This is a genomic window from Chryseobacterium sp., assembly GCF_022869225.1.
Classification (GTDB): Bacteria; Bacteroidota; Bacteroidia; order Flavobacteriales; family Weeksellaceae; genus Chryseobacterium.
Genome location: NZ_JALIHL010000001.1, coordinates 2657082 through 2677717 on the forward strand (window position 1 = coordinate 2657082; position 20636 = coordinate 2677717).

A 20636-nucleotide genomic window follows, 5' to 3' on the forward strand; every position below is an offset into this window, starting at 1 on the left:
AAATTTTGATCTTTAGCTTTGTATAAATGTATAAATAAAATGATTATGTTGGTGATTTTATTTCATAATATGGTGATTTTATAACAATTTGTTTATATAAGTGAAAATTTTTGTTTTTTTATTTAATGATCGGAGGCCTTTATAAAAAAATTGGTTGATTCAATCCGGCTGGATTGAAACAGAAAGGAAGGCTTATTTAATCACTATTTTTCAGGAATGGGTTTTCGTTGTAAAGGGCATATAGTAAACTGGCAGGTTCATAGGTGCTGAATGCTGTATTTCTTTTCAGGCAAACTCCATTTGTAGCTCCGATGAATAAAAACCAGCAGGCTTCTATAGGCCTGCTGGCTCCCGGTATCATTTATTTAACAATAATTTTACGTGAATATGTTTTTCCTTCTTTGGTCTGAATAGTCATAAAGTATATTCCTTCCGGCTGCCTGGATTGAAATGTTTTTGATCTCAGTTGGGTACGGAATACTTCTTTTCCTGAAGTATTGGCCAGAGCAACTTCGGCACCTTCCAGAGGAATGTTGGCATCAAGAGTGATTTGTCCATCCTGGCTATGTGCTTTTAAAGTGATGAGCGGGTCCTGGTACGCATAATATACTCTGAATCCGCCGCCAAGGCTGAGTACCCCGCCGGTTAATCCTATTCTGATACCGTCATAAGGTTTTGCCGGTTTGAATTCTACAGTACCTCTGTTGGGAGTCGCTCCCAATTTAAGCAGGCTTACATCGATTGTTCTGCGGTCATCATTTGACGTTCCTCCGTTCATTGTTTCCAGGGTTACGCCGCTTAATAACTGTACCGATAAAGGGATATTGTCTGTTCCGATACCGACTACCAGTCTTGTGTCGGATCTGAGATCAGGAAAGATTAAGGTCTGTTGTACCCCTCCTAATAAGGCTGTTCCCAATACCATGGTTGAATAGTCATCTTCATTGTCGCCCACGGCATTTTGGGCATTGTCTACACGGCATCCCAGACAGGCTACCCCAAAGACCCCCGAGCTTTGTGCATGAGCATAAATTCTGCTCTGTCCAAAGGATAAAGTATTCGCTGAGAATAAAAATAGTGCAATTAAAACAACTGGAAATGAGAATCGGTCTCCCAAGAGTAAATTAAATTTCATGTTATTAATGTTTATATGAATAGTTTCAATCAAATTTAAGCATTAATGACAAGAGCAGGAAATAATATTTCCATTAATGGTGATATTTTTAATGGAAATTAATATTGAAGTGAAAGTTCTAAAAGAATGACTCTCTTTTCGATATTCATTCCATGCTGTAAGTAAGACTAGGAAAGGGGAAAGAGAGTACGGATGGGGAATCAAAGCCCTGGAGAAAATGATATGCTGAGTTTTTTAAATATCTCCTGTTTTTTTGAGGTAAGGAAACAAAATGGCAGCTGCACCAAAGGTCTTTTCACAACAGTTCAGAAGATAAAAGTACTAAGAATAAGTGGAATCTTTTAATGTATATAAACAAAAAAAGGACTTTCAAAAAAGTCCTTTGGTAGCCCGTAGGGGAATCGAACCCCTCTTACCAGAATGAAAATCTGAGGTCCTAACCGATAGACGAACGGGCCCTCTATCTTCCATTAACCGAAATTAATGTGTTAGTTTTGTTTTTATAAGTTTACAACTCTTATTTTGTGTAGCCCGTAGGGGAATCGAACCCCTCTTACCAGAATGAAAATCTGAGGTCCTAACCGATAGACGAACGGGCCTACTATACTTATTACGCTAATTTATTAACGTGCTTTGTTAATTTGCTTTTAAGTTAGCAGCTTTGTTTTTGTGGATAATATTTTTCTTAGCTAATTTATCCAATAAAGCGATAACTTTTGGCAGTTGCTCTGTTGCAGCAGCTTTATCTTCCTCACTTCTTAGAACTTTAATTGCAGTTCTAGCAGTCTTGTGATAGTATCTGTTACGAAGTCTTCTGGTTTCGTTTTGTCTAATTCTCTTTAATGCTGATTTATGATTTGCCATATCGTTCAAATGTGAGTGCAAAACTATAAACTTTTTTCTAAACTACCAAATTTAATTTTAAAAATTTTTAAATTTCTTCTGAAAGGTATTTTCTAAGTTTATTTATTGCCTGTTCTATTTTTAAATTTTCCTGTTCTTTTTCTATTTTCTTGATCGTGTTTCCCAACATAATCATCGCATTGTTCCATTCTCCAGTCGTATTGGTGAAAGTGAATTCATCTATTGTTACTTCAAAAGCAACCCTTTCTCCGGTCCTGTAAAGCCTAAAACTTATTTTATCATCCCTGCCTGTAATCCCGTCTTCATTGATTTTTAAATCATAACTTTTTGGGTTAGAGTGGATTTTCTTAAAAAGCAATTTTGCTTCTTGTATTTTTAAATCCGGCATGATATCAAATTTGGTAGCCTATAGGGGAATCGAACCCCTGTTGCAAGAATGAAAATCTTGAGTCCTAACCACTAGACGAATAGGCCAAATTTTGAGGTTGCAAAAGTAATAATTAACTTTTAAACTTCAAAATTATTTTTTTAAAATTATTTGTAAACTTTTTGTATCACGGTGTTTTTGATGCCTTTAGCTTCAAGTTCTTTTTGAAGTTTCGCTGCATCTTCCAACGTATATACTTTTCCATAGGTATAATAGAACACTCCGTTGTCTTTCTGTCTTTCGACATCTTTAAGGTTCTGAAGAATATATGAATTCCCGTTCAGCTTATCTCCAACATATAATTCTATCGTATAGTATCCCATGCTGATTTTTTGATTAGGCATAAATCCTACGGCAAAAGCATTTCTGAATCCTGCATCTTTAGCTGTTTTCAGGTTAATATCTTTTACAGAGGCCATATTGGTAACTGCATAGTAATATTTGTACTGTCCGTTTTCTTTAAGGGTAAGGATATAGTTTAGCCCTTTCAATGCCGGATCTCCATCATTGTATTTGGTAGGAGAACTCATCAGTAATATTCTGAAATCGTTTTTCAAAGGCGTTTCAGCCGGTTTCTCCGGTTCTTGTCTTCTGCTGGCAACAAATCCTCCGGTTTTTCTGTCGATTGCCTTTTTATAATCAATGATGGCATCATAGATACTTTCAGCAATTTCATTCTGCCCTTTTTCAGAAGCAATATAATGACTTTCTTCAGGATGATTGATAAATCCTGTTTCGATCAGTACCGACGGCATGGCGTTCATACGGAGAACGTGGAGGTTCTTCTGAAATACCCCTCTCGATGATCTTTTATCTTTATTGACAAAGTTATCCTCTACCAATCCGCCTAACAGAAGACTGGATTCCAGATATTTGCTTTGCTGCAGTTTTAAAGCAATCAGCGATTCCGGAGAGTCGGCATTGTAAGATCCGAAGATCTGTTTATCTTTTTCATCCAGAAAGATCACGTCATTCTCTCTTTTAGCTACCTCCAGGTTTTCATTATTCTGGTTCGGCCCCTGTACATAAGTTTCCGTACCATAGGCTGTAGGTCGCTGTGAAGAATTACAGTGAATAGAAACAAATAGGTCCGCCTTACTTCTGTTCGCCAGGTTGGTTCTGTCAGACAATGACGGGTATTCATCAATCTTACGGGTGTATATTACTTTGAAATCTCTGTTCTTTTCAAGCATTGATCCCAGCTTCAGCGTGATGGCAAGTGTAATGTCTTTTTCTGCAACTCTTCCGATATCAGAATAAGTCCTGTTTGCCCCATGATCACTTCCTCCGTGTCCCGCATCCAAAACGATTGTGAATTTCTTTTGGGAGAAAATCATGTTGGTAAAAAGAATAAGGAGAAATGATAAAATTATTTTAAAATTTTGTTTGTGCATCTTACAGTTATAAAAATTATATTAATTTTGGGCCTTAATTATATAGAATAAAATTGGCCAAAACCGTCCTCAAAAATATATTACAATTTTTAATTATCCTAATTTTTAACAATTTTTTAGCACAGAAAACGCCCGAAAAATTGCCTAAAAATGCGGTTAATGATACTATTTCCAAAAAGGATACCATAGTTGTAAAAAAAGAATCCTTAGATGATGTTCTTCGCACGAAAGCTGATGATCAGAGAAGAGACATCCCTAAGAAAATGACATTTCTCAATAAAAATGCACAGGTGAAGTATCAGGATATGCAGATTGATGCCGATTATATTTCTATTGATGATAATAAAAATCAGATCTACGCCCGCGGAAAACAGGACTCTTTGGGAAAAATCATTGAACCTGTAATTACAATGCAGGGCGGAAAGAAATACGAGACCAACGAGTTCAGCTATAATACCAAAACCAGACAGGCTATTGCTTTCAATGCGAGAACGGAAGAAAGCGAAGGGGTGATCATCGCCCAGAAAACGAAAAAGTATAATGACTCTGTATTTGCAATGAGAAGAGCCGATTATACTACCGATGATTATTTTATTAAGAAAAAAGATACGGCTGCCGATTACTTTATGCGGGCATCCAATATCAAACTTATAAAATCCAAAAATAAATCCCAGATTGTTACAGGTCCCATCCAAATGTATATAGAGCGTGTTCCTACACCGCTTATTATGCCTTTTGCCATCCTTCCGTTTTCAGATAAGAGAGCGGCTGGTATCCTGATCCCGAGTTTCGGGGAAAGAGAAGATGTGGGGTTCTTCCTGAACGGAATAGGGTACTATCAGCCGATTGGGGAACACTTTGACCTTAAGGTACTGGCCGACATTTATACAAAAGGAAGCTGGAACCTGCGTCCACAAATGAACTACCAGAAGAAATACCGCTACTCAGGAAGCTTTAATGCAGATATCGGAACAATGGTAAGAGGAATTAAAGGACTGGACGATTACAGCAGGAACAGTACCTATAGAATTAACTGGACGCATTCGCAGGACTCCAAGTCCAATCCTTTTCTTACATTCAGTGCATCGGTGGATATTGTAAGCACCAAATTTTACAATAACCCGCTGAACAATAACTATATCTTCAACCAGAACGTACTGAATACACAGCAGAACTCAACGGTAACCGTTACCAAGAGATTCCTGACACTTCCGGTAACCATTACAGGAACGGCATCCTATTCCCAGAACTTTGCCACAGGATTTGCTGATCTTCGTCTTCCGCAGATGAACGTTGCTGTCAACCAGTTTTATTTATTCAAATCTAAAACAGGCGTAAGACAGGGACTTCTGGAAAATATTACGGTCAATACAGGTTTTAACCTTACGAACTATGTCAACACCCAGGAGAATGAACTGTTTACAAAAGCAATGTGGGACAAAATGCAGACAGGGCTTAAAAACAACATTGCCCTTGCTACCAATACCACTTTGGCCAAGTATTTTACATTCAGTTTGAGTGCTAATATTGACAATGCTTTAACTACAAAATCATTAAACAGATTCTACGATCCTGTCAAGAACGTTACCGTAGATGAAATCAATAAAAAATTTGCGGGCTATTCTACATTCTCTACCACTGCAAGTCTTCAGACAACGCTTTACGGAATGTTGAAATTTAAAAAAGGATCAACAGTAGAAGCGGTAAGACATATGATGACCCCAAGTATCGGGTTTACCTATTCACCGGATTTCTCAAGCCCGAACTTTGGGTACTATAAAAACTATTACAATGCCAATGGAGCCCTTACTCCTTATTCCATTTTTGAAAAGGGTATTATAGGAAGCCCGTCAAGCGGGATGGTAGGAGCTTTAGGGTTTAATATAGGGAACAATATTGAGATGAAAGTAAAGTCTAAAAAAGACTCTACCGGAGTAAAAAAATCAAGATTTTTGAATCTTTAAACCTTTCAGGAAGCTATAACTTTGCAGCAAAAGATCATCCTTGGTCTATTTTATCGATCAATGGGCAGTCTTCTTTCTTTAACAGCAAGCTTACTGTCAATACAAGTTTAACCCTTGATCCGTACAGGATCTCATTTCTTCCGGGGCAGGATACAGGAATCAGAACGGAGGAATTCGGACACTTCAGTGTACAGGGATTCAATATCCAGCTGTCTTATCCTTTAAGCAGTGAGCTTTTTGGAGAGAAAACCGACTATGCCAAGAAATATTCTTCAAAAGGGGAGGTGCGAAATGAAAATTATTATTTTGACGATGACCATTATGCCCATTTTGATCAGGCATGGACGTTGAATGTTAATGCCAATTATGCTTATTCTAAAGGGCTTAACAGATTTGGAAGTAAAATTGCATCGATAGGTTTGGATGGAAGTATCAAGCTGACTCCTTACTGGAACATCAATGGAAGCACACACTATGATATGGTGACCAAGCAGCTGGCGTATACCAGAATTGGCTTCTCAAGAGATCAGCGAAGTTTTACAATCAATTTCAACTGGGTGCCTTTCGGGCAGTATAAAGTGTATGACTTCTTTATCGGTATAAAGGCCAATATCTTAAGTGATGCCCTGAAGTATAAGGACAGAAGTTTTACCCAGCCTAATGCACCTTTCTAATATCAGATTGTCATTTGAGAATATAAATTTTATATTTGCATCCAAAATAAATTCTATTGAATCGCCATTGACGAAATTTTCTAACAGATAAATACGGCAAATGGTGATTGTATATGGCTTTAGAAAAAAAATAAATATCCACATATGAAACAAATAATCAACACAGTTAATGCACCTGCAGCTATCGGACCTTATTCACAAGCTAATATGGCAAACGGAGTTTTGTATATCTCCGGACAGATTCCTGTAGATCCTGCAACTGGTAAATTGGTAGAAGGCATTGAAAAAGAAACGCATCAGGTAATGAAAAACCTTGAGGCTATTCTTACAGAAGCCGGAATGACCTTTAAAAATGTTGTAAAAGCTACAATCTTCCTTAAAAGTATGGATGATTTTGCTGTAATGAATGATATTTATGCTTCTTACTTAGATGCGGACAGCTACCCGGCACGTGAAACAGTACAGGTTTCTTGCCTGCCTAAAAATGTAGATATTGAAATTTCTATGATCGCACATCAGGATTAATGAATTTTATAAGAAATACAATTGCGGTGTTATTAGGCCTTGGTATTGCAGGGCTTATTATTACTCTTGGTATAAGGGCTTTTCCGCAATGGGTTACTTTTGAAGCTTTTGCTCCTTTTGAGCATTGGCAAAGATTTCTTTACAGCATGAAAGATGATAAGGCTTTCTTTGGTTTTCTGCTGTTTATTTCAGGATTAGGAACGACAATCGGAGGGGTTGCCACCGCAATTATTGTGAAATACGCTAAGGTGGCCTATGCTATCCTTATCGGCTTTATTATGCTGTTTATTGCGATGCTGGATGTCATTATATTTCCTTATCATCCTACCTTTTATAAGATCTCTATTTTCCTTACTTTTTTCCCCTTCTCATGGGTTGGAGGTAAGATCGTAGAAGTTATTTATGAACGGAATAAGAAAAAAAGGATTGCTGAAAAAATAAATAAACCCAAATAAATAAAAAACGCTGCAGATTTCTGCAGCGTTTTTCTTTGATATGAAATATTGTCTGTTTTCCTGTTATGTTATGGCATTTTGAATCCTTTTGTATAGATTCTTCCGTAGTCATCTACAAATTTAACCTGTACATTACCCTGGTATTTATCCAATACTTTTTCTACGTCTTTCTGTGAGTTGACCGGCTTACCATTGATTTCAATGATGATGTAGTTATCTACGATCCCGATTTTAGCCATTTCGCTTCCTTCAGAAACATTTTTAGCAACGACACCACTGTTCAGCCCATATTCTGTTTTGAATCTGTCATTAAGGGGATCAAATTCGGCCCCGATTTTCTCAGTGACGCTAAGATCTGCCTTAGTTCTTGTGGAGGTACCGCCTTTCTGGTCTCTAAGGGTTACAGTGGCCGTTGATTCCTTACCATTTCTTAAATAGGTTACCTGAACTTTATCTCCAGGACGCTTGCTTCCGACAGACATGGAAAGGTCAGCAAAATCCGTAATATCATAATTGTCTACCTTGGTAATGATATCTCCTTTTTTCAGACCTGCATCTTCTGCTCCGCTATTATCTCCAAATCCTGTAACATATATTCCGGAACCTACTTTTATATTGGTTTTATTCTGCTTGTTATATGCTGCTATCAGCTGATCGTTGGAAAGATCCAGTGATTGAACCCCTAAGAATCCTCTCTGTACAATTCCAAACTTCTTGATGTCCTCAACAATTTTTCTTGCCAGGTTTGCAGGAACTGCAAATCCATAGCCCTGGTAATATCCTGTAGTAGACTGAATTGCCGAGTTGATTCCGATAAGATCTCCGTTGGTATTTACCAACGCCCCTCCGGAGTTACCCGGGTTGATGGCAGCATCAGTCTGGATAAAGCTTTCAATAGGATTAGTTGCTTTTCCCTGGCTTCCCAGAATACCAATCCCTCTTCCTTTCGCAGAAACAATACCCGCCGTTACTGTTGAGTTTAATCCCAATGGATTTCCTACTGCAAGGACCCACTGTCCCACGTCGATATTGTCTGAATTGGCAAAATTTAAATAGGGAAGTCCCTTTTCTTCAATCTTCAGTAACGAAATGTCTGTATTAGGATCGGTCCCCACCAAAGTGGCAATGTATGATTTCTTATTGCTTAATACCACCTCCAGTTTATTGGCGCCTGCCACTACGTGGTTATTGGAAATAATATACCCGTCAGGAGAGATGATTACCCCGGAACCCATTCCTGAAGGCATATTATCAGGAGCCTGTTGTTGCTTCTGCCTTTGCTGGCCTCTTCCTCCTCCGAACGGATCTCCGAAGAAGAAATCAAACAGATCCTGCTCTGAAGCTCTGCTTGAAGTTCTGCTTTGATAATTTTTAATGGTAACTACAGCGGGTACGGTTGTTTTCGCTGCTTTTACAAAATCATCGCCTGTAGCTCCCGTATTCATTCCCACAAATGAGGCTGTAGGTGCTGATGTTGTGAAATAAGATTGATCTCCGTTGTTGGAATGTTGTCCAAAATATTGTATTGCTCCAACGGTAGTAGCTCCTGAGATGACTCCGACTACTGCAAATGGTAATAGTTTTTTTAAAGTACTCTTCATTGTATATCTTTCTTGTTTATTAATTAATTTCTTTTTTTTATGTTTTTGAGTAAACAAATTTAATGTTAAATACGTAAGCAATTAGTATGCTATATTTCAATTTTAACTAAAATTTAACGGCTATTATATCATTTTATACATTATGTCATAATCTTAAATCAGGTATTAACAAAACTTAAAAATTATTAAAGAAAAAATGTGACATTTTGTAAGCATAGAACAAATAAATATCATGTTTAAGTTACAATAATTAATCCAAAAATCCTTCATGTCCTCAATGTGCATTTAAAATTACTGTGTATACGTTGATACAACATATAATTTTCCGGGTAAACAGACTTAATTGGAAAATGATTATCTTTGCAAAAATATTTTTCTCACTTAAAACGTTTATAGCATGCAACTGTATAACACCTTAAGCGCAGAAGAAAGAGCTCAACTTATTGATGAAGCTGGTAAGGAACGCCTTACATTGTCTTTCTATGCGTATGCCAACATTCAAGATCCTAAAAAATTTCGCGACGAATTATTTATAGCCTGGAACGCACTTGATGCTCTTGGCCGTATTTATGTTGCCCATGAGGGAATTAATGCTCAGATGAGTGTTCCTGCGGATCAATTTGAAGCTTTTCGCAATACACTGGAAGTGTACGATTTTATGAAAGGAATTCGTTTAAATGTAGCGGTTGAGCAGGACAATCATTCCTTTTTAAAACTGACCATTAAAGTAAGACATAAAATTGTTGCTGACGGTTTGAATGACGATACTTTCGATGTGACCAATAAAGGAATTCACCTAAAAGCGCAGGAATTTAATAATTTGCTTGAAGATCCCAATACGATTGTCGTTGATTTTAGGAATCACTATGAAAGTGAAGTCGGTCATTTTGAAGGCGCTATTACGCCTGATGTTGAAAACTTTAGAGAAAGTTTGCCGATTATCAATGAACAATTACAGGATTTTAAAGAAGATAAAAACCTTTTAATGTATTGTACCGGTGGAATACGTTGTGAAAAGGCCAGTGCTTACTTTAAACATCAGGGTTTTAAAAACGTGTACCAATTAGAAGGCGGGATTATTGAATATACCCGTCAAATAAAGGAAGAAGGGATAAAAAGTAAGTTTATTGGGAAGAACTTTGTATTTGATCACCGTTTAGGAGAACGGATTACAGATGATATTATTTCGCAGTGCCATCAATGTGGCAAGCCTTGCGACAACCATACCAATTGCTCTAATGACGCTTGTCATTTATTATTTATTCAATGCGACGAATGTAAAGCAGCGATGGAAAACTGTTGTTCTACAGAATGCCTGGATATCATACATCTGCCTTTGGAGGAACAAATAAAATTAAGAAAGGGGCTGCAGGTTGGAAATAAAGTCTTTAGAAAAGGTAAATCTGATGCTTTGAAATTTAAAAATTCAGGCGATCTGCCTACTCAGCCTTTAGCAAAAGCAAAAGCCGAAACAAAAAATATCCGCCAAAAAATAGCTTTCAAAAAGGTACTCGTTGGAAAAGCGGAGCACTATTATTCAAAATCAAAAATTGCCCAGTTTTTAATTGAAAACAGAACACTTTCAGTAGGCGATAAAGTATTGATTTCAGGTCCTACAACCGGTGAGCAGGAGCTTACCATGACAGAAATTTATGTAAACGGAAAACCTAGCGAAACGGCAAAAAAAGGAGATCAGATCACTTTTGAGCTTCCGTTCAGGGTTCGTTTATCTGATAAATTATATAAAATCACGCAGGCTGAAAACGCATAATAACGATGTTAAAAGCTGAGCTTAGAATAAAATATATGCAAAAAAGAAAGGCCTTGTCAACTGATGGGGCTTTCTTCTTATCTGAAAAGATTTTCGAGAATTTTATTATTTATTTTAAGCCTAAAGAAGGGGAGAAGGTGCACATTTTTATTCCGATTTTAGAAAAAAAAGAAATCAATACCCCAGTCTTCATTCAATATTTTTTAGAACGGAATATCAGGGTCTTTGTGCCTAAAGTGGTCAATGATAAACTGATCAGTATTGAGATCTTTAAAGATACCGTATTTGAAACAAGCCGCTGGGGGATTCCGGAGCCGGTTTCTAATGAGGATTCCGGGGAATATGATTTTCATTATGTAATTACTCCTTTGCTGTATTGTGATAAAAACGGAAACAGGGTAGGGTACGGGAAAGGGTTTTATGACGGACTTTTTCAAAGCATATCACCAAAGGCAAAAAAAATCGGAGTCAATTACTTTGACCCCGAAGAATATGTTGATGATCTCTGGGAAAATGATATTCCCCTGGATTATTTGGTTACTTCTACAGCAGTACTGTCTTTCTTAAGCGGTTTGGAATAAAAATCCAGGAAATAGAATTTAAATTCCTTTTTCAGCTTAGGAGTAGAAAGCAGGATATACTGGGCATTCTTTTCAAAATTTCCTAAAGACTTATTTTTACCGTCAAAGTATTCCACATTGAACTTGGCATAATCTAACGTGTCTTTCTTATAAAATTCCTTATAAACATTCAGGTTGTTGACCTTCACTGATCTGACCTTCATACTGTCCAGTTCCTTGAATAATCTTTTAAAAGTTAATGAATCCGGCTTGTGGAAATAGCTTTGCATCTGTGAATAGATAACGGTGTCTATTTCAGTATTTCGATTGCCGGATAAGTAGAGGGTAGACAGATCCAGTAATTCCTGAACTTTTTGTTTGGTAATAGAATTGATCGCCTGCATACTGTCCATCTGTACAGCAGGATAGCTTTTGGTATTGGTACTGTTTCTTAGTTTTTCCAGATCGCTTATCTCTGTCTTTTTATTATTACAGGCAATGAATGCTAAAAAAAGTACTGTAAAAATTAAAAAATTATTTATTCTTTTCATCTGTGGATGCGATTTTAAATTTGATAGATATGATTTTACCGTTGGAGTCCTTTTTCATTTCGATAACGTTCAGGTTTTTCAATGAAGTGGTAGGAGTGGTGACCAGTGTAATATATTTTTGTTTGTCCAGTCTTTCTATGCCATAGGTATCATTATCATAAACCTGGTAGATGATGGCATTGTTGCTGATTAAATTTTCCAGCTGATTTCTTTTTTGTTTGATCAGCGCTACCTGTTCTTCAGGATTGCCTCCTTTGATATCTTTGATTGAGAAGTAATAGGCGGCCATTTTGTAATCATCCGGTTTGAGCTCTATTTTTTCTTCTTCGGGAGCATTTTCCAGATTTCTATTGACTTCCAGAGGCTCATAGAAAGGAGCACTGATCCGCATCTTTAGATTTTTGTCCTTGGTGGAATATAGAAAACAGTCACCCGGCTTTATCTTATACATAATAGGGGACTCATTTTCTTTAATCACCATAATATCCAACGTGTTGATCACATTAACGCTTCGGTCTTTGTCGATAAAACAGTATTTATAAGTTTTTGAAAAAAGAACATCTTTAAACCCGAGTACCCCTGTTATGGCAATCAATACTGAAGTAACGAGTGCCCAGGCGTTCTTTTTGAAGAAATTTTTCTTGGGAAGATCAGAAGAATTTTTGCTGTCATCTGAATAGCCCGTATTTTTTGCAATCGGTTGATTTTCAGTATTTGATTTTTGTAAATCAGTGTTTCCGCGGGGCTGGTATTCCGTTTTTTTGGCCTGGATTTCAGTTTTTGGAAGTTCAGGAGCGAGAGACACTGTTTTTTCAAGTTCTTTACTGTCTTCTTCCTCTAAGTCTTCATTTTCCTGAAGCAGTTCTCCAGCAAAAAGATGCTGCTTTTTGAATTCATACCAAGAGTCGTAGCCCGCATAAATACTCAATAAATTGAGCATATCTATCCTGGGTAATTTGGTGACCGGCGAAGTTTTGAAATAGGTGTAAAATGACTTTTCGCTGATGTTGCCTTTGGCCTTTTTGCGAAGGTCTTCCTGGAAATATATAATATCTATACCCTTCCATTTTGAAATATCATCATGAGATGGGGTATATTCTTTTAAATATTGACCCTGAACATCCCTTTTTAGCTGTTCAAAGTGTAATAAATCTAAATCTGTCAATTTATTAGATAATAATTAAATTATTGATTATCAGTTATCTTTTTTTGTAAAACTATTTTACAAAGGTATTACAATTATTTTTCATAGACAAATTTTCTAACTGCTCTACCTTTGTCTTGTTCAAATAACAGAACAGAAGAAAATTTTATAAAACAATATTAACAAAATTAAATTTAATTTATTATGAAAAAGTCATTATTCGTAGCTGCTATCGCTGCAATCTCTCTAGTTGCTTGTAAAAAAACTGAAGCTACTTCTACTGAAGGTACTACTGATTCTGCTGCTGTTGTAGCTGATTCTGCTGCTGTTGTAGTTGATTCTGCTGCTAAAGTTGTTGATTCTGCTGCTACTACTGCTGTAGATGCTACTAAAGATGCTGCTGCTGCTACTACTGCTGCTGGTGCTGAAGTTGCTAAAGATGCTGCTAAAGGTGCTGCTGACGCTGCTAAAGGTGCTGCTGATGCTGCTAAAGGTGCTGCTGATGCTGCTAAAGATGCTGCAAAAGACGCTACTAAAAAATAATTTTAGCATAAGCTTAAAAATAAAAGAACCGTTTCACCCAGTGAGACGGTTTTTTTATGCTTAGTCATTGCGAGCCGAAGGCGAAGCAATCCCATCAATAACAAAATTACACCCAGAGTCGCAGAAATAAAACTCTGTTATTTACCCTTTCTTCTGTCTCAAAGATTCATAGCAGGTAATTGCTACAGCGTTGCTCAGGTTTAAAGAGTCGATACTTCCGGCCATAGGAATCAATGTATTTTGACCTTTTCCAATCCAGAAATCACTTAACCCGGAATGCTCAGTCCCGAATAACACCGCAGACCGTTGGGTAAAATCCCTTTTATAAAGATCATCAGCACTTTCATCCATAAGGGTTGTGTACATATTGAAATGATTTTTCTGAAGAAATTCCAGGGTTTCTTCATTTTCAGCCTGGTACACTTCCATTCCAAAAAGGCAGCCTACGCTGGATCTGATTACATTCGGATTGTAAAAGTCTGTTTTTCCGTCTGCTACAATAAGAGCATCAATTCCAAATGCTTCACAGCTTCTTAAAATAGCGCCCAGATTTCCAGGTTTTTCTACCCCTTCCACAATGATAACAGTTGAGTTTTCTTTTGGAATGAATGATGATAAAGGAGTTTCCTTCGCCTGATAAATGCCGATAATACCTTCCGAGCTCCCTCTGTAAGCTATTTTTTCATATACTTTTTCACTTACATAATGGACTTTGCCACCAGGGATTTTTCCTTTAAAGATATTTTCACAAATAAAATATTCCAAAGGCTCAAAATGATATTGTACAGCTCTCTCATTTTCCTGCTGTCCTTCTACTACAAATACTTTAGATTTTTTACGAAATCTGTTGTCAGTAAGGAGCTTAGTGACATTTTTTATTTTATCGTTTTGAAAACTTTCTATCAACATGCTGCAAAATTATGCAAAATTTATGATTGAACTTGTTTGGTTTTTATAAAAAGGCTCTTCCGGGAGATCTGATAGGGTATGTTTTTTCTTCTTTTGCAATAGACCGTAATGAGCATAATTTGGATGATGGAAATGATTTTATATAAATTACCATATAAGTTTCCGGAGACATTGCCAGATACCGTAAAAAGCTCCCAATATAAATTCATGAAGAAATGAAGGAATATGGCAGTCCAAAGATTAAATTCATTTTCAAAATAAACCCATGCAAAAAAAATAGAACCTGCCAATGTGATGGCAAAAATCTCAAATAGCTCTGTTGTGTTCTGACTTTGATACAAGTGAACCTGCGCAAATAATAAAGAGCCGAAAAGTACTGATGAAAGAAATCCCAGTCTGCTGAATCTGAATAAAATCCCGATCAGAAAAGCTCTGAATATGATTTCTTCAAAAAATGCGGACGAAATGGTATTGATGAATAAGGATTCAAAGTCTACTTTGGAAAGCAGGTTAAAATGCAACGAATATCCCAATATCATAGGCAGTGTGCCTGTAAAGGATAAGGTAAACCCCTTTATAATAGGTTTGTCCAGGGAGAGTAAATCTGTAATATTCTTCTCAGGCAATAAAACCTTTAAAGTGATGAGCAATGGAAGCAGTGTTAAGGAATAGGCTGTAACATGTGCTATTGCTTTACTTTGAAATATATTTTTTGAGAAATTCTGTATACTCTTAAAGCAGTATAAATCAAAGAGGTAATAGACAGAGAATCCCAGGATAAAAATTGAAAAAAAACGGATATTTTTGTTCATGCTGATTATTTTGAGCAAAAATGTTGTATTAAATTTTTCATCCCAAATAAAAATGATGATCAGCAAAGAAATGTGACGAATAGCAAGCTTTATTTTTTAGCCATTTTTAATTGTGGGATAATTGAAGAAATAAAGCTTCTGGAAACGGGGATTTCAAACTCGATTTCAGGGAGAATAAGTTTATATCCCTGAGCATTTCCTTTGATATTTTTAACTTTTCCCAAATGAGCAATATAAGAACGATGGCATTTTTTGATCATTGTAGTTTCTATCTGATTTAAAAGATTGGATAAACTGATTCTGATCATTATTTTTTTTTGTGCTTTTATTTTCTGAGAAATAAATGGTACAATAGTTTTCCATAGATTGGGCACAGATAAAGTCGGATTCATCTATAACCAACTCAGCATTGCCGGTTGAAATCCGAAGGGACTTATGAGAAGTATCTGTTGGCTTTTGGGATAATTGTTGTGAGAGGTCTTTTGCCGTTTGCTCATGTACTCTTTTTAAATAAATATAGCGGGATAGAACATAAATAGCAGAAATGGGAATGCCTATAGCAAAAGAATAAAGGAGCATATAAAAATAATTACCAAAACTAAGGGTGACATGGCTAATGCACAATGAATTATAGAAATATGAAAAAACAGAGCTCAGAAATAGGATGCCTGCTATTTTCAGCAATTCAGCCCCTATATTCCAGTTGTTGAACTGGTTGGCAGTAAGGTTTGAAACAAAAAAAGCAACTCCAAAAATAATAGTGTAAGGAAATAAAAGAGCATATTTGTACGGATGATGAAAGTTGCCGGTACCGAAAGGCTGAAAAATAATAAGAAACAAATAGACCAAAATCCCTGCACCCACTGAAGATATCAAAATCTCTTTTACAGATTCGGATTTTGGGTAAGGATATGATGCAAAAGAAATCATATTACTGTTTGTAAAGGATGTGGTTAATGACTGTAATTTTCCTTTTTTACATTCTCAGATCGTAAAAGAATTACATTCCCTGTAAAAAGTGAAAAGCAACTCACGATCCAAAGTATATCGGCGGGTCCGTACGGTTCTGCCGGGTAGTTGTAGCCGGCTTCATTCGCTGTGACTTCTGTGATGAATAAAAAACATACAGTGAGGCCTATAGCAATAAAAAGCAGAAAATTGGCAAGCCGGGCTTTACCACCACCTTCCGTTTCTATCCCTCCAAAAAGAAAACATGCCGATCCATATAGAGCCTTGGTCCCTGCATACACTGCTGGAACAAGGAGTGAAGCAATAAAAAGAATTAAACTTACGATAAGGATGATGATGTATGATTTTTTCATAATGATGAATCTTCAGATTCAGGACTGTCAAAAAATTGTTGGAGATGTTCTATTTCCAAACCCTGATTTTCGTCATTAAATTTCGCTTTTGTAATCAAATTTTCAGGTAATGATTTTGTGGCTTTGGCTCCCATAATTTTTAATTTTTGAGCAGCTGTTACCAGATTTCCTCTTCCTTCAGTAAGTTTGTTCATGGCTCCGTCATATTCGGACCGGGCTTCATCGAGCTTTCTGCCTATTCTCTGAAGATTGTTTACAAATCCCTCAAATTTATCATATAACGCACCTGCCTGCCTTGCTATTTCTATTGCATTTTCCTGTTGTTTCTGATTGGTCCACATACTGTCGATCGTTCTTAAGGTCGCCAATAATGTGGATGGGGTGACAATGACTATATTTTTTTCAAAAGCCTTATTATATAACGAGCTGTCATCATTCAATGCAATGGCGAAAGCCGGTTCAATAGGGATAAACAATAAAACAAAATCCGGGCTTTCCATTTGATAAAGATCATGATAGCTTTTACTGCTCAATTGCTCAACATGCCTTTTTAAGGAAGTGATATGCTCTCTTAGATATAAAGATTTTTGCTCTTCATTTTCTTCATTGACAAATCTCTCGTAGGCTACCAGGGAAACTTTTGAGTCGATGATCATTTTCTTGCCGTCAGGAAGATTGATAATGACATCCGGCTGTACACGGTTCCCCTCCGACGTCATATGACTTTTCTGAACTTCATACTCTCTGCCTTTTTCAAGACCTGATTTTTCTAAAACCCTTTCCAGAATCAGCTCTCCCCAGTTTCCCTGCATTTTACTGTCCCCTTTTAAAGCTTTCGTTAAGTTTAAGGTCTCCTTACTCATTTGGAGGTTCAGATCTTTCAGTCCAATGATCTGTTCTCTAAGCGCAGCATGATAGTCTATACTTTCTTTATGGGTATTTTCTACCTTTTTCTCGAAATTGTTTATCTTTTCCTGGAGAGGGTTTAAAATATTTCTTAGGTTAAGCTGATTCTGTTCCGTAAACTTCTCAGTTTTTTCCTCCAGGATCTTATTCGCCAGGTTCTCAAACTGCAATTTCGATTCTTCCTGAATTTTTGTGATCTCATCTTTTTGGGTATCCAATAATTTCTGAAGGCTTTCATTTTTTGCGGCAAGCTCGGCATTTTTAGAAAAAACTTCCTGTTTCTCAGCCACCAGGTTTTCTATAGAACAGGTCTGTTTAAAATTAAGCTGTTTCAATTCCTGGAACTGGCTGTTCAGCGAGGAATATTCAGCAGAGATTTTTGCGAATTCATTTTTCAGATCATTCAAGAGATCCTGATGGAGAAGATTCTGTTCTTTTTCTTTACTGTTTTCCAGGTTCAGCTCCTGTATTTTCAGGTTTGCATTAGTAAAGTCTGAGTTGCTTTTAATATGTAAATTATTTAATTCATCATAAGCGCTTCTTGAGACCATTGATGATTTCAGTGCAAAATATAGAATGGCAGCACCCAATAGCCCGCCGGTAATAAATCCAATAAGTAAATATATCATCTCCATTTTTCAAAATTATGAAAAAAGGCTGGAAGCTGGAAGAACGAAGTTGGAAGTTACTCTTGAACGGATAACAACCGGTTGCTTTCTTAAAATTTGTTTCAATGTTTTTAAAAGATAAATAAAACGGTTTACACTTGTTCTGTAGAATTCCATTACTCTTCTCATCCTTCTTCCAGCTTCCTTTCTGAATTATAATACCTATATTTATGGGAAATTTCAGACGCACATGAATATTTTGTTGGTAGAAGATGATCAGAGAATTAGTAACTTCCTGCTAAAAGGACTTTCTGAAGCCGGTTACAATATAACCCTTGCCGATTCGGGGGAAAAAGCACGAGAGTTTCTCAATACCTATGATTTTGATATCATATTAATGGATATTATGCTTCCCGGGCTGGATGGGATGCAGCTTACCCAACTCATAAGATTTAAAGGGAATTATACGCCGATTCTGGTGCTGAGTGCACTCAACAGTCCTGATGACAAAATTAAAATGCTGGACCTGGGGGCAGATGATTATTTATCTAAACCGTTCCATTTTGATGAGCTTATCTCAAGAATCAAAGCCCTTACAAGGCGTACCAGACTGAGCTACCAAAAAGAAAATCAACGGCTGTCCTGCGGTAATATCATAATTGATACAGACCTTCACAAGGTGACGCAGAATGATCACGAAATTGGATTCTCTCCTACAGAATATAAACTTTTTACCTTCCTGATGGAACATAAGAATAAAGTCCTGAGCAGAACCCAGATTCTGCACCATGTGTGGGGAATTGATTTTGATAATGCTACGAATGTTGTGGATGTTTACATCTCTTATGTACGTAATAAGATTGATGAAACGGATCAGAAAATTATTCATACCGTAAAAGGAACAGGATATTTAATTAAAGACTGAAAATGACGCTCAGAAACAGGTTTACTCTTATTTCAAGCCTTTCCTTCGGCATTGTTTCTATTGTCACATTTGTGGTGATATTTTTTGCCTATTATGACAGTACCAGGATCTTTTATTTTGAGAAGCTGAGAAATACAGCGCTTATTTCAGCTATTTATTACCTCGAAAAAGATGAACTTCCAAAAGACAGACATGCCCAGATCAAGAAAGAGTATAATCACCTTATCCAGAATAACAGGGTCGCTGTTTACAATCAAAATAATGAAGTTACTTTTGGACATAATCTGAATGATACGAATATCAAACTGCGCCACCTGCAGGCTGCCAGAACCAATAAGGGCGTTCAGTTTATGTCGGACAACAGTTTTTATTACGGTATTTTTTATCCCGATAACCAGGGAGATTTTGTGGTTTTTGTAAAATCATCCAATGATTCATTTCGCTCCCAGATGATCAGATTATCTGTGATTATGCTGTCTGTGCTTGTACTTGGACTGCTGGCTATTTATTTTCTGAGCAGATACCTTTCAAAAATTGTTTATAAGCCTATCTCGAATGTGGTAGAACGTATTAATACCGTTGATTATAACAATATTTCTACGGCAATTACGACGACCAATACCCATGATGAGATTGAAGAGCTGATTAAATCTTATAATAAGCTGTTAGGGAGAATCTCAGAAAGCATGCTGCTTCAGCAGAATTTTATCAATTATGTCTCTCATGAGTTTAAAACCCCGCTGGCTGCTATTTCTGGAAACCTGGAGGTATTTGCGCAAAAGGATAGGACTCCTGAAGAATATAAAAAAGTAGCTAAGGAGTCTTTAGATAATGTGTTTGAGATAGAAAATATTCTCAATAACCTTTTACTGATGTCAGGAATGACTAAGCTTGAAGCTTCCCATAAGCAGGTGAGGGTAGATGAGCTGATATGGAAAATTTATGAGAAGCTGGAACCTCAGGCCAGAGAAAAACAGTCATCCATTACCATACAGCTTCAGGTGGTAAATCCTGTGTTATTAGAAATGCCCGGGAATGAGACGCTGCTGTACCTGGCTTTGTATAATATTGTGGAAAATGCCATAAAATACTCTGATGCCTATCCCATTGCCATTACACTATCTGAGAATGATGGTCATCTGAATATCGAGGTGAAAGATCAAGGTAAAGGAATTCCGGCGGATGATCTTATCAAAATTACCGAGACCTTCTACCGGGGTAAAAATGTGGATCATATTAAAGGAAGCGGCATCGGCTTATCATTATCGAAAAGTATTTTTGATCATCATCATATTGTAATGAAGATTGATTCTGTGATGAATGTCGGGACAAGTGTTCTTCTTGAATTTCCGGTTCATTCCTGATTTTTTCCCTCGCAGATTTGCTGATTGAGCAGATTTATGATCTTAGATTAATTTTAAATCTTATAAAAACATATTCATATTAAAAAAATCTGCGTCATCCGCAAAATATGTGAGAACTTAAAGAATTCAATAGAAACGGGTTTTAACCCGCTTACAAAATACATTTAAAATCTTTTGGCTTT

20 protein-coding genes, 3 tRNA genes and 2 pseudogenes are annotated in these 20636 nt (G+C 36.7%); 8 read left to right on the top strand and 17 right to left on the bottom strand.

The window, feature by feature from the left end:
- Nucleotides 1–196 precede the first annotated feature (196 nt).
- The 8 genes and pseudogenes from MUW56_RS12335 to MUW56_RS12370 all read right to left on the bottom strand — a co-directional run bounded on the left by MUW56_RS12335 (nucleotide 197) and on the right by MUW56_RS12370 (nucleotide 3820).
- Nucleotides 197–361: a hypothetical protein gene (locus tag MUW56_RS12335; RefSeq protein ID WP_292013486.1), complete on the bottom strand. Its 165-nt coding sequence runs from the start codon at nucleotides 359–361 to the stop codon at nucleotides 197–199.
- Complete coding sequence (locus tag MUW56_RS12340) at nucleotides 362–1135, bottom strand: T9SS type A sorting domain-containing protein (protein WP_292013487.1); 774 nt, start codon at nucleotides 1133–1135, stop codon at nucleotides 362–364.
- Between the two features lie 383 nt (nucleotides 1136–1518).
- Nucleotides 1519–1593, bottom strand: a tRNA-Glu gene (locus MUW56_RS12345).
- Nucleotides 1594–1662: 69 nt separating this feature from the next.
- Nucleotides 1663–1734, bottom strand: a tRNA-Glu gene (locus MUW56_RS12350).
- Between the two features lie 11 nt (nucleotides 1735–1745).
- Nucleotides 1746–1999, bottom strand: a pseudogene (gene rpsT, locus MUW56_RS12355) (30S ribosomal protein S20).
- Between the two features lie 67 nt (nucleotides 2000–2066).
- Entirely contained in the window at nucleotides 2067–2387 is a 321-nt protein-coding gene (locus MUW56_RS12360; RefSeq protein WP_292013488.1) for a hypothetical protein, read from the bottom strand.
- 11 nt (nucleotides 2388–2398) lie between these two features.
- Nucleotides 2399–2473, bottom strand: a tRNA-Glu gene (locus MUW56_RS12365).
- Nucleotides 2474–2533: 60 nt separating this feature from the next.
- Nucleotides 2534–3820 (bottom strand): N-acetylmuramoyl-L-alanine amidase, encoded by a 1287-nt coding sequence (locus MUW56_RS12370; protein WP_292013489.1) that lies wholly within the window; start codon nucleotides 3818–3820, stop codon nucleotides 2534–2536.
- A 53-nt stretch (nucleotides 3821–3873) separates the two neighbouring features.
- On the opposite strand from MUW56_RS12370, the pseudogene MUW56_RS12375 reads away from it, so the two are divergent.
- From MUW56_RS12375 to MUW56_RS12385, 3 genes and pseudogenes are all read left to right on the top strand, one after another.
- Nucleotides 3874–6458, top strand: a pseudogene (locus tag MUW56_RS12375) (putative LPS assembly protein LptD).
- A 144-nt stretch (nucleotides 6459–6602) separates the two neighbouring features.
- The gene (locus tag MUW56_RS12380) at nucleotides 6603–6983 is read left to right on the top strand and encodes a RidA family protein (RefSeq protein ID WP_062700765.1); all 381 of its coding nucleotides are present in this window, start codon (nucleotides 6603–6605) and stop codon (nucleotides 6981–6983) included.
- A complete protein-coding gene (locus MUW56_RS12385) occupies nucleotides 6983–7438 on the top strand; it encodes a hypothetical protein (RefSeq protein WP_292013490.1) in 456 nt (151 codons plus the stop codon). Before MUW56_RS12380 ends, MUW56_RS12385 begins: the two co-directional genes overlap by 1 nt.
- 68 nt (nucleotides 7439–7506) lie before the next feature.
- On the opposite strand, the gene MUW56_RS12390 is transcribed toward MUW56_RS12385, so the two are convergent.
- Nucleotides 7507–9039: a trypsin-like peptidase domain-containing protein gene (locus tag MUW56_RS12390; RefSeq protein ID WP_292013491.1), complete on the bottom strand. Its 1533-nt coding sequence runs from the start codon at nucleotides 9037–9039 to the stop codon at nucleotides 7507–7509.
- Nucleotides 9040–9436: 397 nt separating this feature from the next.
- Here MUW56_RS12390 and MUW56_RS12395 point away from each other — a divergent pair, with 397 nt between their 5' ends.
- Together MUW56_RS12395 and MUW56_RS12400 are read left to right on the top strand one after the other, a co-directional pair.
- Nucleotides 9437–10810 carry a rhodanese-related sulfurtransferase gene (locus tag MUW56_RS12395; protein ID WP_292013492.1) on the top strand — a complete coding sequence of 458 codons (1374 nt, stop codon included), beginning with the start codon at nucleotides 9437–9439 and terminating at the stop codon, nucleotides 10808–10810.
- A 5-nt stretch (nucleotides 10811–10815) separates the two neighbouring features.
- The gene (locus MUW56_RS12400; RefSeq protein WP_292013493.1) at nucleotides 10816–11391 is read left to right on the top strand and encodes a 5-formyltetrahydrofolate cyclo-ligase; all 576 of its coding nucleotides are present in this window, start codon (nucleotides 10816–10818) and stop codon (nucleotides 11389–11391) included.
- On the opposite strand, the gene MUW56_RS12405 is transcribed toward MUW56_RS12400, so the two are convergent.
- Together MUW56_RS12405 and MUW56_RS12410 are read right to left on the bottom strand one after the other, a co-directional pair.
- On the bottom strand, nucleotides 11340–11921 hold the full coding sequence (locus MUW56_RS12405; protein ID WP_292013494.1) for a hypothetical protein: 582 nt from the start codon (nucleotides 11919–11921) through the stop codon (nucleotides 11340–11342). The genes MUW56_RS12400 and MUW56_RS12405 overlap by 52 nt on opposite strands.
- The gene (locus tag MUW56_RS12410; RefSeq protein ID WP_292013495.1) at nucleotides 11905–13086 is read right to left on the bottom strand and encodes a hypothetical protein; all 1182 of its coding nucleotides are present in this window, start codon (nucleotides 13084–13086) and stop codon (nucleotides 11905–11907) included. Before MUW56_RS12410 ends, MUW56_RS12405 begins: the two co-directional genes overlap by 17 nt.
- A 183-nt stretch (nucleotides 13087–13269) precedes the next feature.
- On the opposite strand from MUW56_RS12410, the gene MUW56_RS12415 reads away from it, so the two are divergent.
- A complete protein-coding gene (locus MUW56_RS12415; protein WP_292013496.1) occupies nucleotides 13270–13608 on the top strand; it encodes a hypothetical protein in 339 nt (112 codons plus the stop codon).
- A 141-nt stretch (nucleotides 13609–13749) separates the two neighbouring features.
- On the opposite strand, the gene MUW56_RS12420 is transcribed toward MUW56_RS12415, so the two are convergent.
- The 6 genes from MUW56_RS12420 to rmuC all read right to left on the bottom strand — a co-directional run bounded on the left by MUW56_RS12420 (nucleotide 13750) and on the right by rmuC (nucleotide 18192).
- Nucleotides 13750–14517 (bottom strand): RNA methyltransferase, encoded by a 768-nt coding sequence (locus MUW56_RS12420; RefSeq protein WP_292013497.1) that lies wholly within the window; start codon nucleotides 14515–14517, stop codon nucleotides 13750–13752.
- A gap of 20 nt (nucleotides 14518–14537) precedes the next feature.
- Nucleotides 14538–15329 carry a CPBP family intramembrane glutamic endopeptidase gene (locus MUW56_RS12425; RefSeq protein WP_292013498.1) on the bottom strand — a complete coding sequence of 264 codons (792 nt, stop codon included), beginning with the start codon at nucleotides 15327–15329 and terminating at the stop codon, nucleotides 14538–14540.
- A gap of 89 nt (nucleotides 15330–15418) precedes the next feature.
- Nucleotides 15419–15637 (bottom strand): LytTR family transcriptional regulator DNA-binding domain-containing protein, encoded by a 219-nt coding sequence (locus MUW56_RS22835; protein ID WP_367118518.1) that lies wholly within the window; start codon nucleotides 15635–15637, stop codon nucleotides 15419–15421.
- Nucleotides 15540–16259, bottom strand: a complete 720-nt coding sequence (locus MUW56_RS12430) for a hypothetical protein (protein WP_292013499.1) — start codon at nucleotides 16257–16259, stop codon at nucleotides 15540–15542. Before MUW56_RS12430 ends, MUW56_RS22835 begins: the two co-directional genes overlap by 98 nt.
- Before the next feature lie 23 nt (nucleotides 16260–16282).
- Entirely contained in the window at nucleotides 16283–16651 is a 369-nt protein-coding gene (locus tag MUW56_RS12435) for a hypothetical protein (protein WP_292013500.1), read from the bottom strand.
- On the bottom strand, nucleotides 16648–18192 hold the full coding sequence (rmuC, locus tag MUW56_RS12440) for a DNA recombination protein RmuC (protein ID WP_292013501.1): 1545 nt from the start codon (nucleotides 18190–18192) through the stop codon (nucleotides 16648–16650). The genes MUW56_RS12435 and rmuC overlap by 4 nt, the downstream gene beginning before the upstream one ends.
- A gap of 223 nt (nucleotides 18193–18415) precedes the next feature.
- On the opposite strand from rmuC, the gene MUW56_RS12445 reads away from it, so the two are divergent.
- Both MUW56_RS12445 and MUW56_RS12450 read left to right on the top strand, forming a co-directional pair.
- Entirely contained in the window at nucleotides 18416–19090 is a 675-nt protein-coding gene (locus tag MUW56_RS12445) for a response regulator transcription factor (RefSeq protein ID WP_292013502.1), read from the top strand.
- Between the two features lie 2 nt (nucleotides 19091–19092).
- Entirely contained in the window at nucleotides 19093–20454 is a 1362-nt protein-coding gene (locus MUW56_RS12450; protein ID WP_292013503.1) for a HAMP domain-containing sensor histidine kinase, read from the top strand.
- The last annotated feature ends 182 nt before the right edge of the window (nucleotides 20455–20636 follow it).

Excerpts from the sequence above, each read along its gene's own strand:
- MUW56_RS12415 (WP_292013496.1), top strand. The coding sequence starts at position 13,270 with ATGAAAAAGTCATTATTCGTAGCTGCTATCGCTGCAATCTCTCTAGTT.
- MUW56_RS12425 (WP_292013498.1), bottom strand. The coding sequence starts at position 15,329 with ATGAACAAAAATATCCGTTTTTTTTCAATTTTTATCCTGGGATTCTCT.
- MUW56_RS12385 (WP_292013490.1), top strand. The coding sequence starts at position 6,983 with ATGAATTTTATAAGAAATACAATTGCGGTGTTATTAGGCCTTGGTATT.
- MUW56_RS12400 (WP_292013493.1), top strand. The coding sequence starts at position 10,816 with ATGTTAAAAGCTGAGCTTAGAATAAAATATATGCAAAAAAGAAAGGCC.
- MUW56_RS12405 (WP_292013494.1), bottom strand. The coding sequence starts at position 11,921 with ATGAAAAGAATAAATAATTTTTTAATTTTTACAGTACTTTTTTTAGCA.
- MUW56_RS12370 (WP_292013489.1), bottom strand. The coding sequence starts at position 3,820 with ATGCACAAACAAAATTTTAAAATAATTTTATCATTTCTCCTTATTCTT.
- MUW56_RS12340 (WP_292013487.1), bottom strand. The coding sequence starts at position 1,135 with ATGAAATTTAATTTACTCTTGGGAGACCGATTCTCATTTCCAGTTGTT.
- rmuC (WP_292013501.1), bottom strand. The coding sequence starts at position 18,192 with ATGGAGATGATATATTTACTTATTGGATTTATTACCGGCGGGCTATTG.
- MUW56_RS12335 (WP_292013486.1), bottom strand. The coding sequence starts at position 361 with ATGATACCGGGAGCCAGCAGGCCTATAGAAGCCTGCTGGTTTTTATTC.
- MUW56_RS12380 (WP_062700765.1), top strand. The coding sequence starts at position 6,603 with ATGAAACAAATAATCAACACAGTTAATGCACCTGCAGCTATCGGACCT.
- MUW56_RS12435 (WP_292013500.1), bottom strand. The coding sequence starts at position 16,651 with ATGAAAAAATCATACATCATCATCCTTATCGTAAGTTTAATTCTTTTT.
- MUW56_RS12450 (WP_292013503.1), top strand. The coding sequence starts at position 19,093 with ATGACGCTCAGAAACAGGTTTACTCTTATTTCAAGCCTTTCCTTCGGC.
- MUW56_RS12395 (WP_292013492.1), top strand. The coding sequence starts at position 9,437 with ATGCAACTGTATAACACCTTAAGCGCAGAAGAAAGAGCTCAACTTATT.
- MUW56_RS12390 (WP_292013491.1), bottom strand. The coding sequence starts at position 9,039 with ATGAAGAGTACTTTAAAAAAACTATTACCATTTGCAGTAGTCGGAGTC.
- MUW56_RS12360 (WP_292013488.1), bottom strand. The coding sequence starts at position 2,387 with ATGCCGGATTTAAAAATACAAGAAGCAAAATTGCTTTTTAAGAAAATC.
- MUW56_RS22835 (WP_367118518.1), bottom strand. The coding sequence starts at position 15,637 with ATGATCAGAATCAGTTTATCCAATCTTTTAAATCAGATAGAAACTACA.
- MUW56_RS12430 (WP_292013499.1), bottom strand. The coding sequence starts at position 16,259 with ATGATTTCTTTTGCATCATATCCTTACCCAAAATCCGAATCTGTAAAA.
- MUW56_RS12420 (WP_292013497.1), bottom strand. The coding sequence starts at position 14,517 with ATGTTGATAGAAAGTTTTCAAAACGATAAAATAAAAAATGTCACTAAG.
- MUW56_RS12445 (WP_292013502.1), top strand. The coding sequence starts at position 18,416 with ATGAATATTTTGTTGGTAGAAGATGATCAGAGAATTAGTAACTTCCTG.